The organism is Bacteroidota bacterium (genome assembly GCA_016711505.1).
Lineage (GTDB): Bacteria > Bacteroidota > Bacteroidia > AKYH767-A > 2013-40CM-41-45 > JADKIH01.
Window position 1 is genome coordinate 79925 of sequence record JADJSV010000004.1, and the last position, 17737, is coordinate 97661.

General features: G+C 35.0%; 10 protein-coding genes, 1 tRNA gene and 5 pseudogenes. 4 read left to right on the top strand and 12 right to left on the bottom strand.

From position 1 onward, the window contains the following. Positions 1-46: 46 nt before the first annotated feature. From IPL24_08410 to IPL24_08450, 9 genes and pseudogenes are all read right to left on the bottom strand, one after another. Positions 47-476: pseudogene (locus IPL24_08410) on the bottom strand (SRPBCC domain-containing protein). Positions 477-782: 306 nt separating this feature from the next. Then, on the bottom strand, positions 783-1016 hold the full coding sequence (locus IPL24_08415; protein ID MBK8363701.1) for a hypothetical protein: 234 nt from the start codon (positions 1014-1016) through the stop codon (positions 783-785). A 381-nt stretch (positions 1017-1397) separates the two neighbouring features. Beyond that, on the bottom strand, positions 1398-1613 hold the full coding sequence (locus IPL24_08420) for an SRPBCC domain-containing protein (GenBank protein ID MBK8363702.1): 216 nt from the start codon (positions 1611-1613) through the stop codon (positions 1398-1400). Continuing rightward, positions 1579-1803 (bottom strand): hypothetical protein, encoded by a 225-nt coding sequence (locus tag IPL24_08425; GenBank protein MBK8363703.1) that lies wholly within the window; start codon positions 1801-1803, stop codon positions 1579-1581. Before IPL24_08425 ends, IPL24_08420 begins: the two co-directional genes overlap by 35 nt. Positions 1804-2019: 216 nt before the next feature. Then, positions 2020-2616 carry a hypothetical protein gene (locus tag IPL24_08430; protein MBK8363704.1) on the bottom strand — a complete coding sequence of 199 codons (597 nt, stop codon included), beginning with the start codon at positions 2614-2616 and terminating at the stop codon, positions 2020-2022. Positions 2617-2860: 244 nt separating this feature from the next. Continuing rightward, a pseudogene (locus IPL24_08435) lies at positions 2861-5363 on the bottom strand (DUF4268 domain-containing protein). A 31-nt stretch (positions 5364-5394) separates the two neighbouring features. Then, positions 5395-9357 (bottom strand): annotated as a pseudogene (locus IPL24_08440) (Eco57I restriction-modification methylase domain-containing protein). 2 nt (positions 9358-9359) lie between these two features. After that, positions 9360-10374 (bottom strand): annotated as a pseudogene (locus tag IPL24_08445) (restriction endonuclease subunit M). A gap of 449 nt (positions 10375-10823) precedes the next feature. Next, a tRNA-Ser gene (locus IPL24_08450) sits at positions 10824-10910 on the bottom strand. Between the two features lie 126 nt (positions 10911-11036). On the opposite strand from IPL24_08450, the gene IPL24_08455 reads away from it, so the two are divergent. Both IPL24_08455 and IPL24_08460 read left to right on the top strand, forming a co-directional pair. Continuing rightward, entirely contained in the window at positions 11037-12320 is a 1284-nt protein-coding gene (locus IPL24_08455; GenBank protein MBK8363705.1) for an MFS transporter, read from the top strand. Between the two features lie 172 nt (positions 12321-12492). Further along, a pseudogene (locus IPL24_08460) lies at positions 12493-12868 on the top strand (CoA-binding protein). 150 nt (positions 12869-13018) lie between these two features. Here the strand turns inward: IPL24_08460 and rplS are convergent. The 3 genes from rplS to IPL24_08475 form a co-directional block, all read right to left on the bottom strand. Continuing rightward, a complete protein-coding gene (gene rplS / locus IPL24_08465; protein MBK8363706.1) occupies positions 13019-13366 on the bottom strand; it encodes a 50S ribosomal protein L19 in 348 nt (115 codons plus the stop codon). A gap of 81 nt (positions 13367-13447) precedes the next feature. Next, positions 13448-14128 carry a tRNA (guanosine(37)-N1)-methyltransferase TrmD gene (gene trmD, locus IPL24_08470; GenBank protein MBK8363707.1) on the bottom strand — a complete coding sequence of 227 codons (681 nt, stop codon included), beginning with the start codon at positions 14126-14128 and terminating at the stop codon, positions 13448-13450. Continuing rightward, complete coding sequence (locus IPL24_08475) at positions 14125-15012, bottom strand: hypothetical protein (protein ID MBK8363708.1); 888 nt, start codon at positions 15010-15012, stop codon at positions 14125-14127. The genes trmD and IPL24_08475 overlap by 4 nt, the downstream gene beginning before the upstream one ends. Positions 15013-15147: 135 nt before the next feature. Between IPL24_08475 and IPL24_08480 the strand changes: the two genes are divergently transcribed. Both IPL24_08480 and IPL24_08485 read left to right on the top strand, forming a co-directional pair. Next, positions 15148-16377 (top strand): alanine dehydrogenase, encoded by a 1230-nt coding sequence (locus IPL24_08480; protein ID MBK8363709.1) that lies wholly within the window; start codon positions 15148-15150, stop codon positions 16375-16377. Positions 16378-16775: 398 nt separating this feature from the next. Beyond that, on the top strand, positions 16776-17429 hold the full coding sequence (locus IPL24_08485; GenBank protein MBK8363710.1) for a ribulose-phosphate 3-epimerase: 654 nt from the start codon (positions 16776-16778) through the stop codon (positions 17427-17429). Positions 17430-17737 lie beyond the last annotated feature (308 nt).

Below are 17737 nucleotides of genomic sequence, written 5' to 3' on the forward strand. Positions count from 1 at the left end.
AAAAAAATCGGAGCCGTACAATATCCATACTGAAACCAAGAATTTACTAATCACCAAGAAAGTTCTTCAACGAAGTCCCAATTATCTCCGTCCACCCCGCAACAAAATTCTCCTTCGCCAGATCCTTATTATCCGCCGGAAAAGTTTCCAACCCTTCATGCGTCAGTTTCAACCTCGTTCGATCTCCCTTCTTCAAAAAGTTCAAACGTCACTTTCGATTCGCCCGCATATCCATCGTACTTCCACGTATAAGCGATCTTTTTTCCTTCAACCACTTCCACAACCTTGCACAGATGTAAATATTTCTTCCCATCATCCGGTCCGCCGGTGAATTGAAATTCCGTTCCGACAACCGGTTTGAATTCCGGCAGATCGAAGTACCATTTTTTCATTTCATCTTTGTCAGTTATTGCTGTCCAGACTTTGGAGATAGGGGAGTTGTAGGTTCTTTCGATTACGAATGGTTGTGTGTTCATGTTCTTGTTGTTTTGAAAAGCGTCTCAAGTAATCTTAGATGGATTCTGTCTATTATCAAATAGCGAAACAATGAAAATTTGTGAATTAATTTCTTGGTAATAAATGGTAGTTTGCTTTGTCAATACACATTTGCGCAAGTTTTTTCTGTAATTGGTCAATCTAAAAAGTTTAGGTCGAACTGAAATCAAGGAAATAGCCTTGTTTAATTTATCCAGAAAAGTTTTAATTTCTTTTTCCGACCAATTTTTTCAAGATAATGAATTATGTTTTCTAAATCTCGAACTGCTCTTTCTGACCAAAATATTTTAAGCAGATCTGCCATACTTTTTCATTACTTCTGAATGTGGCAAAGTTTTTCCTTCTTCGATATCTTTAATGCCTTGGTCAATAGATTGCTTTTCGAAATCAGAAAGAGTTTCCCACCAATCGTTTTTCTCAGAAACGTTTTCTTTAAAAAAGTTCAGTTTTTCAATAATTGAATGGTCCTTTAATGAAAGCAGCCATTCTATTAATTTCAACTTTTCTGCTTGAATGTCCATTGACTTAATTTTCTTCAAATATACAAAAATTAATATTGCAATTATTTAACGCTGATTTGATTCTTTTTAACCGAGCAAGCGCCAATCTGAACGCTACTCGATACTGGTTCGACAGGGTATCGCCAACCAGACTTTAGCAATAGGAGAGTAGTACCTTCTTCAAATTACAAAAGGTTGTATGGTAGTAGCCATTTTTTTGCTTTTTTCTTTCCACTTCATTCCACTTCATTCCACTTCATTCCACTTCATTTCACATTATGTTCATTGAATATATATCACAAATATGCAAAGTATCTTAGTTCGTAAGAAGCATAATATAGGCTTTAACTTTCTGCGAATTTTCTGCGAAACTCCGCGCCCATCTGCGGGAAATAATTCAGCTTAAAATGTCGGATTTAAATATTCTTTAAGAGGCTTCCAGTAATAATCTTTCCACCCGCTTGTCAAGGCAGTAACTTTATGTTCAGGAACACCCGTCTGCATAAATATCAATTTTGTTTTGTTGCCGGTTTGTTCTAACAGAAAAGTGCAAATAGAAAAATGATCATCAGGCCATCCATCCTCAGCAAAATGCCATGCCTGAACAATTTTTTTCATTTTTTACTAATTCGATATTGTAGCCATGACAATAGCCATCATACACACTGAATTTTCCGTTGACTTTTTTATTGATTTTTGCATTGGCGCCTGTGAATGCGGCGTGTTTTTTAGAGTCTAACAGAGCTTCATAAATCTCTTGTGCTGTGGCGTTGAAGGTGGCGGTTTGTTTGATTGTTTTTGTTTTCATGAGTTATTTTAATTTTTTTATAGGTCAGTTATTGATCCGATAATTTATGTCACCAATTCTCAAGTTCCCTCAATTTATTGATCTGCTCTTTCGACAATTGTTTTAAAATAAGTTCTGTTTTTAAATTCTTTTGAAGACCTTATATTTCCACGGCTACAGCTAAGCCGATCAAACTGCCAAAGAATATTAGCAGAGCAATTGCAGACAAGGTATTACTTATAAAGACGAGTTTTCTGTTTCAGGTTTGTATATGAAAACCAAAATGTAAATACACATTTTAGATTGTGCCTGGCTTTTTTCCCAATATTTTTTCGTGAATGGAAGTCCGATATAAAATGGGGAATGACTGGTTCCATTCTCGCGATTGTAAATTGTATTATTAATGAATATTCTTGAAAAAAATGCTGTAAAGAGAATGACCATTATAGCTACGAGATTTTTAATATAAAAAGACAGAAAAGGCTTATTAGTAATTGTTAAAGGTTGTCCGCTCGTGTAATCGATTTCTTTAACCCGATAGGTATCATGCCCAAAAGAGACATTTTCTGTCAGTCTCAGAATTTTTCCGTTTTTGTCAAACTGCTTCCAGATGCAGGCTTCTTTATTATCCTTATAATTTCCTGTCCGGTAGTTTCCTGAACTATCCGTGATCGTCCATGCACCTTGACGTAAGCATTGTTCATCTGTCTGATTAATTATTTTTCCTCTAATCATTTCAAAAGTCCTGCAAGGAGCAGAATAAAACGTATCCCCATTTTCACGGAACTCCATCGTTTCCCCGTGATAGGGTAGAGTGTCATTATCTTTGATCATGAACTTTTGACCAAATGATAAAGTGCTAAGGCAAATGAATATTGTTGTGATTGTTATCCGGTTCACTTATGATCAATTTGTCTGTATGAATAATACTCAATGGTATTTTAAGGTAAGACAAATTCCCTTACCTAAATCGTTTAAGTCAGATCAAATTCAAATATTCCACTTGTATAATTTTTAATTCCAGATTGTCTAGTGCTACTTATATTTTTTGATTATGTATCTACTTCAAAGTTTTATTTTACTTTAAGTTTTTAATAAAAGGCTGGATTGCATTTTCAAATTTAGGCAGATTAAGAACTATAAACTCATTCATTTTTCCCAATCTGTTTCATTAAATAAGTTTACATCTTGCAATTCAAATTTTATTCTACTCATTTTGTTGTCAGGCAATTCTTCCCAAACTAATGACTGCCAAAAGATTGTTCAATGGCTTCTTTATTTTTAAGAAGTTTTTGAAATACAATTTGTTTTTCTCCTTGCTCAAGTAGAAATTGCTAATTCAATTCTAATATGTGACTTTGTTATAATAAGAGTATATGAAACTCCACCAATTCCTGCACCTGTGCCTAACCAATGGTCTTTTGTAGGGCTTACATTTGAAACAGATTTGTGTGATTTAAAAGTGGTAATAATTGTTGCCAATATTTTTTCTTATTCCAAAACGATTGGGTTCTGATTCATTTTCTCCATTTGATGAATATTTTATCAATAGTTCATCTTCCATTTCAAACAATGAAAGCAATCTTTCAAAACATAGAATTTCGAATTACTGTCTATGTTTGATTCAATATACCAGCCATTAACAACTTCCTGTGCTGCTCTGAAGTCTGATGCGTTTCTTGTTATTTTGAAAACATCCTGATTACTTAATAATAATTGAGAATTCTTTTCGTAAAGATTTCTTAATTACATAGAAATACATTTGTGCAATCGTGTCTTCCTCAACTTTTGTGTTTTCAAAAATGAAGTATTCAAGCTTTTTATGTGTTGGGCTTTCAGCATCATAAATATTTTGTTCTTCCGATTCGTCAGCTTCTGTGATTTCCACATCAGGGAATTCCCATATTTTCAAAAAGCGTTCATAAATGATATTCAGTCTTTCTTCATATTTTGAAACATTCCAAGTGTCAATTGATTTCAAAAAATGAATTTAACCACAATCTACTAGATTGGTAGCCTTGTTCATTTCCGTCAACATTCATTTCCTTTTTGCTAAAAATGATTTGTTGCCTAATGCTCCGTTGTTGCCCGAAAGAGTTAGATTTCCAATAGTGTTTAAATACTTTTCTTTAAAAACAAAATACTCTTCGGGTGTCAAATCTGTGCTCCAGTTTTCATTCGGATTTTTTGGGAAAATGTGCTCTATGGTAATTTGCTCGTTATTGGTGTTCACATATTCTCGGTTGTTGTAATTTTCCAACATTTCAAACAGATAGTTTCTGTTTTTTGATTGAGTATTATACAAATCTTTATCCTTCAAAGCAGTTTTTAAATCTTCATTGCTTGGAAATTTCGCACTGCCCTTCTTTTTAAGTAAAGCTTTTGCAATAGAATCATAATATTCTTCTGTATCTACTTCCGAATACAGTGACATAAAAATCTTATTCAATGAACTGGTTGGCAAGCCTACAATAAACCTACGCCAAGCATAGCTTTGAATCAATTTTAAAACTTTAATCAATTCATCTTTTGCAAGCAAGCCATTTTCGGTATCTTCAAATACTTGAAGCAAAAAAGGATAGACGACGTTAATCTCTAATCTATTAATGTATTCCAATTCCTTTTTTAATGTTAGCATCTGAAACGGTTGTAGGATTAACAAACTTTTTATAATGAATGGATAACGATTTTATATTTTCCAATTCCTGATGATAGGCTTCATCTTTTTTGTTAGCGTAAAGACTTTTAAACTCTGCGTAAACTTTATTTTTATTGGGTATTTTTTTGTTACGAAGTGTTAAGTAATCCCTTATGTAATCTGACACTAAAGAACTTTGCTTCACTAAATCTTTTGCATTTTCTTCAATTGGATTCCAAATAGTTTCAAAAATTCTGTATTGGTCTTTTGGAGGCAAGTCCATTAGAATAAAATTCCTTATTAAATCTGATTGCGATAAATCTAAACCTGTTGAATTTAAACTTTCAAAAATACGTTGTGGGTCGTCTTTATCTCTTTCTAAGGAAATTTCTACAAAAATCAAACGATTTAAGCCTCTTAAAATTAATTCAAAAGTTTCATCTGTTATTACACTTCTAAAATAGTTGTAGTTCTCTGTAACATTTGAAAAGGCACTTGATTCACTATCTGTGCCAAGCATAATGGCTTTAAAAGCTAATGAATTAGTGTCCGTTTGTTTTAGCTTTAGTTTGCTCGATTCATTCTTAACATATTGATTGGTTAAAAACATATTATATAGTCGTTCTGCATCCTGTGAATTGCCGTTTTCTTTGGCAAAGCGATAAAAAGCCACATATAAAATATTGATAGTTGTTAAACGCTGTTGTCCATCTATAATTACCAATTCTTTTACCTCACTGGTGCTGTAAGTTCCTTCATGAACAAATACAATACTTCCGATAAAATGTGTTCCTCTGTTTTCTGTTTCAACTGAAATAATATCATTGAGAAGTTCTTTACATTCGGTATTTGTCCAATCATAGTTTCGCTGATAAACAGGAATTACAAACTGCACATTGGGGGCTTGTAAAAAATTATTTATTTGTAATTCGTTTGCTTTCATCCTTGAATTTTTGCATTTACTTCTACTTTTTTTAAGCCATTGGTTTAATCATGCTTTCAATAAAACTAATTTCTTCCTTGGTCAAAGCGATACTTTTATAAGTTTGCTTGTCAATTTCTTCAATTGATTTACTCCAATCAATATCTGATTTTGAGAGTGAAGTTTTGAAGAGGAACAAATTGATAGGTTGTGGATGTACAGTGTTGACTCATTTTTGCCAAAACTATGCATGAATCTTGCAAATCTTGTTCTGAGATAGTTTGATAGGTTTTTGCTAGATATTTTATTTAAGCCTAATTCAGCTCCTACAACTAAATATGTTTCTGTGCAAATTGTGTTAGGTTCACCAACAATAGAGTTTTGGTTGTCGTCATTTAACTCAGTACCAATATTATTTGATTCAAGCGGCTTTAAACTTTCCAAACATCAATCAATCTTTATGCGAAACGACTTCTGATTCATTAACATACCCTTTCATTAGCTCATGCCACATAGCTTAGGATTTTTCAATTGGTTCTTTGAGGCCTTAGAATTACTCCTAAACCTTTTGTCTCGTATAAATTATGTTCTAAAGCCAAAAGCTTTTCTAGCAGACACATATTTCGTTAGATGTTTCAAATTGTGACTCTTATAACTTTTCGATATCATGAAACTCCAATGACTATGTCGGATTAGAATATCTGAATTGGGCGTTTTTAAGCTTCGTTGTTTAATACTTGGAGTTAAATCATCTTTATATGTATGAACTTTTGTTAAATCAATTCTATTATCATAATCCTTTTCCCACAAGAAATAACAAATCCCACCTCTAAGATTTATGTTTTGAAAAATCAATTCAGGTTTAAGGAAATCGTGTAATTCTGAAATATGACTATCATTCAACATCTCATCTCTAAAATCATCTAATCCTCTTCCTCCTGCATACCATCTAGTAGGCATAATTAAAGATATGTAATCAGGATTATGTTTTCTAGCCACTTCCACAAAATGATTGTAGATAGGTAAGGCTGTATTGCTATTTGCACCACCTTCTTTTTGTTGATATGGTGGATTTCCGACTATTACATTGAACTTCATTTTTTTTTTATTTATTTTTATGTTGTCGTCTTTAATCAATTTCTTTTCTTTAATCAAATCATAAGGATCTGTAGTTTTCTTCAATAAGATTAATATCTAATTCAAGTAGCGAGTATACCTTTCTTGTGAATTCATAAGCAATTTTAGATGTCGGAATAGAATAAAAATTACTTGCTACTTCCTTTCCAAATCTTTTATAAACTGCATAAACAAATTCACCTTGTTTAGATGCAATATCCAAAAGCATTGTTGATTTATTAATTGTATTAACTGGTAAAGAGTTAATCATTTTTGTCGGTTACTATTTCTGGCGTTACAACTTCAGATTCAGATAAACGACCAAATTTTTCAAGGCATTGCTTGCTCTTTCAATTGGAGCAATTGTTGTATCGTTTGCTAATGAATTGATGTTTTGAATTTTATAATCAAGTTCACTTAATATAAATGGGTTAAGATGTTTTTGAAATAACTCGAGAATAACATTATCAAGGTCTAAATTCGAAATAATTCGCAAATTATTTCCATTGCCCTTAATTTGACTTATAATGTCTTGTAGTGACTTAACTCTCGAATCTGTCAAAAACGCGAAGAATAAAATTCTAGAATAATACATGGCAAATTTGCCTTTGTAATCAGTTTCTGCTTCATCCGTCTTAGGGCTTTTGGTTCCTTAGTGTTTTTCTCCGTTGATCGTCATCTGGTTCAGTTCCTTCAATTTCATCCCCATCTCCCTCTGATGGTTTAATTTCTAAACCTTGGCGTGAACCTATTTCTCTTTGTTTTTCAATTTCTACTTTTATTGCTTCAATCTCTAGTAATTTTAAATCAATTGATATAGAAGTAGCTTCATCAAACACGCTTCTGCTACTTGAATATTCTCTTATTGCATCAAGAATGTCAGCTGGTTGTACTTGAACAATTTTATTGTTATTCATAACAACAATAGGAGATATTTCTAGTTCTCTTCGTATTCTCTCTTCTAATTTGCTATTCCCGTTTGATTCTGTATTTACATTGTAAATTTGAGATTTGTGTTCCTGCATTTGGAACATTCTATTTGGGTTAAAGTCAACCAATAAAGTTTGTGGTTTCATATTGAACTTAACCACATCACCGTTTGGCTCTTTGAAAACTTTGATATATTGATTTTGTAAACGAAAAATAGCTTGGTCGTATTCTTGCGGAGATGCTGTGTCTTTGAGGTAAAGCATAGTGTCCCATTCATGGACTGTACTACCTGTAAGCATCCTGTTTACTGTTAATGTTATCGTTTTTTTATTTTCAGTTTCACATTTTTTTATTTTGGATTTTACAGATTGTGTGTCTTTAAAGTACTTCTCGTACTCAACACCAGAGATATTAATGATTACATAATTACTAAGATGTTTAAACTTTTGTTTTTTAATTAATGCTTCTAAAGCATCACAAGATGCTCGATAGGGCAACACACAAACAATATGGCGGCACATTTTGCCCTCTTTAATTTTGTCATAATCTAAGAAGCTTAATAAATTAGCATCTTTTTCTGAACCATCAATTACTTTTAATAAATCAATAATTTCTTTCTCGTATTTGAATTTCTTATGTAACTTTTTGTCTTTGTCTATGGTTATTGATTGCGGTTTGAATAGTTCTGAAAAAGCGTAGGTAACACCTTTCTTTTTCATTTCTTCCATTTTCTTACGGGAAGATTCATTCGGGTTAAATGCAAATCGAATCATTTGAGGAAAACCATAATAGGGGTTATCCCATTCTTTAATTTCGTCTTTGTTTAAATTTTCTAAATCCCATTGTTCTTGGTCTTCTGCAATATTTGAAAATTGATAAAATGCAATGATATCATCGGTTGTAAACTCGCTATTCATCAATATGCGATAAGGAGTACCAGAAAGGTGAATGCGAATTTTAGCATTAAAAACCTTTGTATTGCTTTCTATATCATCTAAAGAATTGTCATTTAGTTTTAGTTCACTTTTAATTTCTTTTGCACTTAAATTTTCCTCCCTTAAAACTTTGCCATATTCTGTAGCTCTTGCTCCAAAATGTGTTTCATCGATTAATAATAAGTCAACTTGACTTTGAAATATTTTTATGTTTTGTTTTATAATATCACCTTGAAGGTCTTGTAAAGTAAGAAACAAAACAATTTTTTCATTTGCTTTTTTGTTTATCAGCTATAATCGTATCGCTTTCTAAAAGAGAATTACTATCGAGAAAACAATATCCATCAAATTTTAAATGGCTTTCCGTTGTTCTTTTCCACTCTTCTTTTACATCTGCTTTTGCTGAAACAACTATTACAAGTTTTGCATTAATTTCAACCGCACAGCACATCGAAGTAAATGATTTGCCAAATCGCATAACAGCATACATTAAAAGATTTTTTCTGCCTTTTTCTACTGCTTTTTTAAAATTCTTTATTGTTTCTTGTTGGTTAGGTCTTGGGTTGTAATTTTCATTTCTGATGTATGTATGAGTAATTGGAATATGACTTTCATCAAAACGATAATATTGATATTTAGATTCATTTTTCTTATGCTCAACCTTAATATCGTTTATCGCATCATGCAGGTCTTTTTCTGTTGCGTTTTTAAAAAATTCATTTGAATAATAGGGATATTTTTAAAGCACCTTGCTCTAAACGGATTCTTTTTAATTCGGTTTCTAAAAAAAAATGAACTGCATAGTCTCTGAAAAATGTTTCATCATTAACCTTTGCTACATTACCATACTTCTTCTCAAGGTTTGGAAAGAATTTTCTCCATTCATTTAACCTTGTTTCAACAGGACGATATGTGTCGCCAACTTTAAGATAATTTGGTATTGTTTCTGTTGTAAATGCGTAAATATGAGGCTCAACTCTTCCGATTATTAATTCATCGAGAATATCTACATTGATTTCATTTGTTTCTGACATAGTTATTCTTTATTTATTAAGCAGGTCAATAAATTTTTTGCTTTTCCCATAGAGCCAGTTGCATTATCCTTTTCACCCCAATCCATAATTTTGCAATATTTCCCATTGTGTGTTAAAATGTTTTGCATTTTACATCCATTGCATAATTATTTCATTTATTGTATTTCCAAACAGATCACGACGCTCTTTAATTACATCAGTGCAACTATTAGGGACTACTCCTTTCAATCCATCCATCTGCCATACATTCCATGAAATTATATTTGCGATGTTCTGAATTGATTTTAATAACGGTTCTTTCTCGAATTTGTGAGTGTAATTTTCAATAAATGTTATAAGCATGGCTTCACGTGCAAGTAGCAAACTATCACCTTGCCATTCATAAGCATAAGTGTTTTTAAATGCAGTTTGGGATTCTATTAACCAATCTTCTCTTGAATCAACATTTTCATTAATTACTCTTAATTTTCTGTCTAAAATTCCAATTCGATTTTTAACTTGTATAGACTCACCGGTTGTACTATCATATCTGCTTGTAATGTATGGTGCTTCTCCACAAGAAATTTCTAAAAACGTGTATCAATAACATAATCTTTCCAAGTCTTACCTTTTGGATAGGTTATTTTCTCGTTGTTTGTTACCCAAATTTTAGAACCATCTTTAGCTAATATTTCTTTATTAAATACATTCTCTCACCAAACCAAGTATTATCAATTAAATTGTTTTGAGCATTACATATCCATGAAGGAGTAAAAACTTCTGCCATTTTCCTTGGATCTTGCTTGCTGCAAAAGTTTGTCTTTATGTACCCCTGGGCATAATAATACTACCATAGTCACCTGAAATTAAATCAGGTAATATTTGAGAATTGAAACTGTATTTCTCTCCAAGGTGTATATAATTGTCGGTAGCCCAAAAGATGTTTTGCTGTGTGGTGTGGTCCATCAGTAGTGTGTCGAGAACATGTGGATATTTCTCGATTAATTCATACTCTAATATGTCTATTCCTATCCGCACTTATAAATTTTTAGATTTTTAAATTTAGTTGTTCATTTCAATAAGATATACTAAATACTATAGAATTCCTAGACTTAGTTTTATCATTTTACCCTAAGTATTTTCCCTTTAAGCTTCGAAGGTCTAATCAGCATATTATATATTAATTTGCTTTCATGTATTGTGACTATACTTCAAATATAGATTTATAATCAATGAAATGTTTTATATACAATTGACCTTCTATTTATCTTAGTAAATAACGTTGTTTTCACATTACAAGAGGTTAAATCAATTCAAAATTATGTTCAATAAATGCAGGTAATTGAACATAAATAATATCTAAGTGAATTAACAGTGGCATATTATCCATATCTAAAAAAAGACTTTTACAATTATCCAAAACCAAAATGTCAGTTACAATACCCCTCAAACTCCTGAACCGGCACTGAAACTGACACTCCAAAAAGCGGAGAGTTAGGGATTCGAACCCCAGGAGGCTGTAACACCTCAACAGTTTTCAAGACTGCCGCAATCGACCGCTCTGCCAACTCTCCGGGGTCAAAATTAAAATAATTTCTGTTTGTGCAATGGAAAAATGTTCGCTTTTCTCTCATTTTTTTATTTTTTTTCCTGCTTTTCCCTTTGTTGGTTGAATATCAGTACTAAATTTGTCGACCACTATGTCACAAAAAAATTCTATTACCTCGCCGTTCAACATTATTGTCATCGTCGCGGCCCTCGGATACTTCGTTGATATCTACGATCTCATACTTTTTCAGGTAATTAAGAATCCTTCGCTCGAAGCGTTAGGACTTACTGGTCAGGCGCTTACTGATGCGGGACTGAGTCTCATGAACTACCAGATGATCGGTATGCTGGTCGGCGGTATCCTTTGGGGAATTTTAGGCGATAGAAAAGGCCGCGTGTCTGTTTTGTTTGGATCGATCATCATGTACTCGCTGGCGAACCTTTTTAATGCTTTCGTAACGGACCTGAATACATATGCATTGCTACGTTTTGTTGCCGGTGTCGGACTCGCAGGTGAACTGGGCGCCGGAATTACGCTGGTCAGCGAAACGATGACTCAGAAACATCGCGGCTATGGAACAATGGTTGTCGTTTCTTTCGGGGTACTTGGAGCAGTCGCTGCTAATCTTGTTGCCCGCAATGGAGATCTTTTCTCCGGTGTTTTGAATCAGATGTTCGATCAGCATTTGCAGAACTGGCAAGTGGCTTATATAATAGGAGGTGTGCTTGGACTGATGTTGCTGGCTTTGCGTTTCGGTGCTTATGAAAGTCATATGTACAAATCGCTGGAGTCGAAAACTGTTATTTCAAAAGGAAATTTCTTCAAGCTCTTCAGCACAAAAGCCCGCGGACTGAAATATTTTTATTGCATTGCTATCGGTGTTCCGATCTGGTTTATGATCGGTGTGCTCATCGCTTTATCGAAAGACATCTGCGCCCTGAAAGGCATTCAGAATGTCGACACGGGAAATGCTGTGATGTTCTTTTACCTCGGAACTTCTTTCGGCGATTTCATGAGCGGCTATCTCAGCCAGGTCTTCAAAAGCAGAAAACGTATCGTTTTTCTTTACCTGATCATCACTGTAATTTCAATCCCGCTTTATCTGTATGTCACCGACATTACCCCGGAATTGTTCTATTGGGTCTGTGCATTTTTGGGAATTGCATCCGGATACTGGGCTGTATTTGTAACGATCGCTTCCGAACAATTCGGTACAAACATCCGCTCAACCGTTACGACAACCGTTCCGAATTTCGTTCGCGGGGCATTGGTTTTGCTTACGTTTATCCTGAACTTCTTCCGCAAATCGCTGGAGATCGATCTCATCACAAGTTGTCTCATTGTCGGAATTCTTGCCGTCGGACTTGCATTTTATGCTTTAAGTAAAATGGAGGAAACTTATCATAAGGAGTTGAATTATACGGAAATAATGTAGACTAGCTTTGGGAAAGGTTTTTTCGTTTTGAAGGGTTGGTGAATGAAGTGGAATGAAGTGAAATGAAGTGGAAAGAAGTGAAAGTGAAGGTGGAAAGTGAAAGTGGAAAGTGTAGAGTGAAAAGTGAAAAGTGAAAAGTGAAAAGTGAAAAGTGAAAAGTGAAAAGTGAAAAGTGAACTCGTATGAAAAAGACAGAACATTGGTGTTGGGGGCTTCGGAAAATCCGGAGCGGTATTCGTTTAAGGCGATCAGGAGTTTGCTGAATCATGGGCAAAAGGTTGCGGCAATCGGAGCGAAGAAAGGGGTCGTAAACGGGGTCGAATTTTCTAAAGAGCGGCCGGCGTTTGAAGATATTGATACTGTGACTTTATACCTTTCTCAGAAAAATCAGGTGGATTATTACGATTATATTTTGTCGCTTAAGCCGAGACGGATCATTTACAATCCGGGTGCTGAAAATCCGGAGTTAGAAGCTTTTGCTAAAGGAAATGGGTATCGAAAATCTGGAAGCGTGTACTTTAGTCCTCTTAGGTACCGGACAATATTAAGATCAAAACTATCCTTTATAAAAGCTAAGAAACAAAATCCATAATCCACTAATCCTTGATAACTCCTCTAATCCTCTAATCCTTCAATCCTAGTCAACAAAAAAGTCCCGCCGAAGCAGGACCTTTTCAATATTTATTACGAAGTTGAAATTAAGATTTCTTCTCTTCGATACGAGCTTTTTTACCTGATATTCCACGTAGATAGAAGATACGGGCACGACGAACGATACCACGTTTGTCAACTACGATCTTGTCGATCTTTGGAGATGAAAGAGGGAAGATACGCTCAACACCAACGCCGTTGGAGATCTTACGTACTGTAAATGTTTGTGTATGTCCGGAACCTTTACGTTGTAAAACAACGCCCTGGTACTGTTGGATACGTTCTTTGGTACCTTCTATAATTTTGTAGTGTACAGTTACTGTATCACCGGCTTTGAAGTCTGGAGTTTCGCGCTTTTCATTGATGTTTTCAGCCGCAAATTTCACTAAGTCCATGATAATGAGTGTTTTCGAATCGGTTCAGCCCGAAATCGGACCGCAAATATAGGAAAATATTTAGTACTGCAAACAAATAATTCATTCATTTTTCAATAATTCGGGCCTTCTTTCTTTGGTCCTTTTAACTGATTGATCATGACGCCATTTGTCGATTTCGGCAGCATGACCTGACAATAAAATGTCAGGAACTTTCATACCCCGGAACTCTGCCGGACGGGTATAGACCGGCGGCGCAAGCAGATTGTCCTGGAAAGAATCGGAAAGGGCAGAGGTCTCGTCATTCAGAACTCCGGGCAATAAACGGATGATGCTATCTGCAACAACTGCTGCTGCAAGTTCCCCGCCTGACAAAACATAATTTCCGATAGAGATTTCCCGGGTAATGAACTGTTGGCGTACTCTTTCATCTACTCCTTTATAATGGCCGCAAAGGATCATTATATTTTTCTGCATCGACAACTGATTTGCCATCGGCTGATCAAACAATTTTCCATCCGGACTCATATATATTATCTCATCATAGTCCCGCTGCGATTTCAATTCTTCAATGCATGCAACGATCGGTTCGATCATCATGACCATTCCGGCTCCACCACCATAGGGATAATCATCAACTGTTTTATGTTTGTTCACAGACCAGTCGCGGATATTATGGACATTGACTTCAACCAATCCGGCTGCAATTGCACGCTTCAGAATTGAATGTGCAAAAGGACTGGTCAGTAACTCCGGAACTATAGTGAGTATGTCAATTCTCATTTGATGTTATTCATTTTAGTCATTACAGCTTCGACAATGCCTTTTTGTAACGAAACCTGTTTCTTTGCATCAGGGATAATTTCTTCGTTATTTTTTTCGATCAGCTTATCGATACCACGGTTTTCACTCTCAAGATCGTCGATCTTCTTTAACATCGATTCTTTACTATCCTGAAGTTTCTCTTTTTCTTTGGTAAATTGTTTTAATAACTTCTCTTCTTTTTTCTTCTGCTCTTCTGTTCCTGTATAGTTATTCAGATAAGTTTTCTGCTGAAGAATGGAAGTGGACTTTAAACTTTGTTCCTGTTCATTTGTAACGATGTCATCTTTCTTTCTCGAGATCGCACGCTCATTGTTGCGAATGTTTTTCCGGAAACCTTCATTCTCATCTTCTAAAGAAGAAACTTTTTTTTCAAGGATAACTAATTTATTTTTTTCTTCAAGCCATTCATCATTGACTGCATTTTTATATTCCTTGATACCAAACTGACGGACAAAATTATTTACTGCAGCAGATTTTTCACTGTCCACTGCTGTACTTAAAAATGAAGAATCCTTCAGCATAAAGAATGCAGACAATTTGATCTTTGTTCCATCCGGACTAACGACACCAAATACAGTCATGGAGTCATTGCCAAGAGCAGGAATTATTCCGAAAGGCAAAGTGGTCTCGCCGTCTTTCGATGCTGCAGGTCTTTTACTTTGGTGCTTCAGATATGTCTTCCAGTTCGACTGCACTTTTTTCAATTGCGCCTGCGGGATATCAATTACAAAGGCATTTTTGTTTCCCATTGAAAATGATCGATCCATTTCCTGGACAACGAGGTTTTCCTGAGCCTGAGAGATGCCCGAAACAAGCATAAAAAATAGTACTAGTTTTTTCATAATTAGTTAGTTAAGCATGTGGTGCTGAAGATGCTTTATTGGATTTCGCTCAAAATCCAATAAGTCTGTCTTGCAAAGGTAATTTTCCGTTCGGATTCGGAAATGAAAGTTTACATTTGCCTCCGTCAAAAATATATGAAGAAGCTAAAAGTTGGAATAATAAGAGAAGGGAAAGTGCCTCACGATAAGCGAGTTGCATTTACCCCGGAGCAGTGTGCGCAGATTTCAAAGGAATATCCTGATGTTGAATTAGTGGTCCAGCCAAGTGAATGGAGATCATTTACGGATGAAGAATACAGAAATGCCGGCATCACTATGGTGGAAGATATTTCCGATTGCGATATCCTGATCGGAATTAAAGAAGTCCCTAAAAACGAATTGATCGCTAACAAAAAGTATTTATTCTTTTCACATACTATAAAGAAACAAGCTCATAACCGTTCTCTTTTGCAAACAATGATTGAGAAAGGAATCACGATGATCGATTATGAATGTCTGGTCGATAAAAATGATAACCGCATTATCGGTTTCGGTCGATTCGCCGGTATTGTAGGAGCATACAATGGCATCATGGCGTATGGATTAAAATACAAAATGTTTGATCTTAAACCTGCGCATCTTTGTCACGATAAAAAAGAGTTGTTTGCAGAATTAGATAAAGTCAATTTACCAAATATAAAAGTCGTAGTGACCGGCGGCGGTCGTGTTGCCAATGGTGCCTGCGAAACCATGGGTGCAATGAACTTGCGAAAAGTAACGCCATATGAATTTCTGAATTATACATTCCGTGAACCGGTGTATGTGCAATTGCATTCGCATGATTACTTTGAAGCAAAAGACAAATCACCTTTTAGTAGCTACGACTTTCATCACAATCCGGAAAATTACAGATGTACTTTCAGTGACCCGAATAGTTATGCATCGATAACAGACTTGCTGATTCATGCAACATTCTGGGATCCGCGTGCAGATATATTATTCACCAAGCAAAGAATGCGTGATCCGGATTTCAGGATCAGTGTTATTGCAGATGTGACTTGTGATATTGATGGAAGTATTCCGTCCACAACAAGATCAACTACGATAGAAGATAAATTCTATGGATACAATCCGCTGACAGAAGAGATCATTGGTTCATTCGATAAAGAAGCGATAACCGTCATGGCCGTCGACAATCTGCCGTGTGAACTTCCGAGAGATGCGTCTGATGGTTTTGGAAAACATCTGATTGAACGAGTTCTTCCATCACTGTTCGGTGATGCTGACCATTTAATTATTGATAGAGCGTGTATTTTGAAAAATGGCAAGCTTACGGAGAGGTTTTCGTATCTTAAGCAATATGCTTCTGGTAATGAAGTGAAATGAAGTAGAATGAAGTATAAAGAAGTGAAATGAAGTGGAATGAAGTAGAAAGAAGTGGAATGAAGTAGAAAGAAGTGAAATGAAGTATAATGAAGTAGAAAGAAGTGAAATGAAGTAGAATGAAGTATAAAGAAGTAGAAAGAAGTGGAATGAAGTAGAATGAAATATAAAGAAGTGAAATGAAGTAAAATGAAGATAAAGAAGTATAATGAATTTAAAAGAGAATTATAGTGAAGTGAATTGAAATGAGAAATTTGCAGGTGCCAATATTTCACTTCATTTTACTTCATTATACTTCATTTCACTTCATTTAATATTTATTTCACTTCATTTCACCTCATTTAATATTTCACTTCATTTAATATTTCACTTCATTCCTCTTCACGATAAATAAAAAAAACATGTCAGTCATTGTAGCCCCCAGCGTTTTGTCTGCCGATTTTGCAAATCTGCAGCGTGATATTGAAATGATCAACAACAGTGAAGCAGATTGGTTTCATGTGGATGTAATGGACGGCGTTTTTGTTCCAAACATTTCATTTGGATTTCCGGTGATCGCTGCATTGAAGAAACATGCGAAGAAACCATTGGATGTTCATCTGATGATCGTTCAACCTGAGCGTTACATTCAGCAATTCAAGGATGCCGGTGCTGATATTTTATCTGTGCACATTGAAGCATCTACTCATTTGCATCGCTCGATCCAGCAGATAAAACAAGTTGGCATGCAAGCCGGTGTTGCTATCAATCCGCATACACCTGTGTCATCGCTGATCGATGTGATCGCTGAAATCGATCTGATTTGTTTGATGAGTGTGAATCCCGGATTCGGAGGACAAAAATTTATCGAGCGTACTTATGCAAGGATCTCTGAGCTGAAAGAGATGATCGTGAAATCAAACTCAAAAGCAAAAATTGAAATCGACGGTGGGGTGGATCTGAAAAATTCTTCCGCACTATTGAAAGCCGGAGCGGATGTTTTTGTGGCGGGGAATACGGTTTTTTCTAGTAAGGATCCTGTGGAGACGATCCGGATGTTAAAGCAGACGATGTAAAGATTTCGGATTTCGGAATGCGGATTTCGGAATGAACCTTTGATCTAAGGTCAGGGCTAAGAATTCAAAATCATTTTCATCTAATATTGTATTGTTGATGATGAATTTTGATAAACTAATTTTTAAATTTTTCTATTTGCATACAGTATACCTTAAAAACCGAAAATAATATAGCGACCCGTCATCCTGGAAGGATCTTTTCGGTTATAAAGGAAGTTCGTTTGCTATGTGATTTTTTATGACTACAATCAGATTGAGACAGGTTTAGCTTTTACTGATGGATTATAAATCCATAGCTCGGGAGCAAA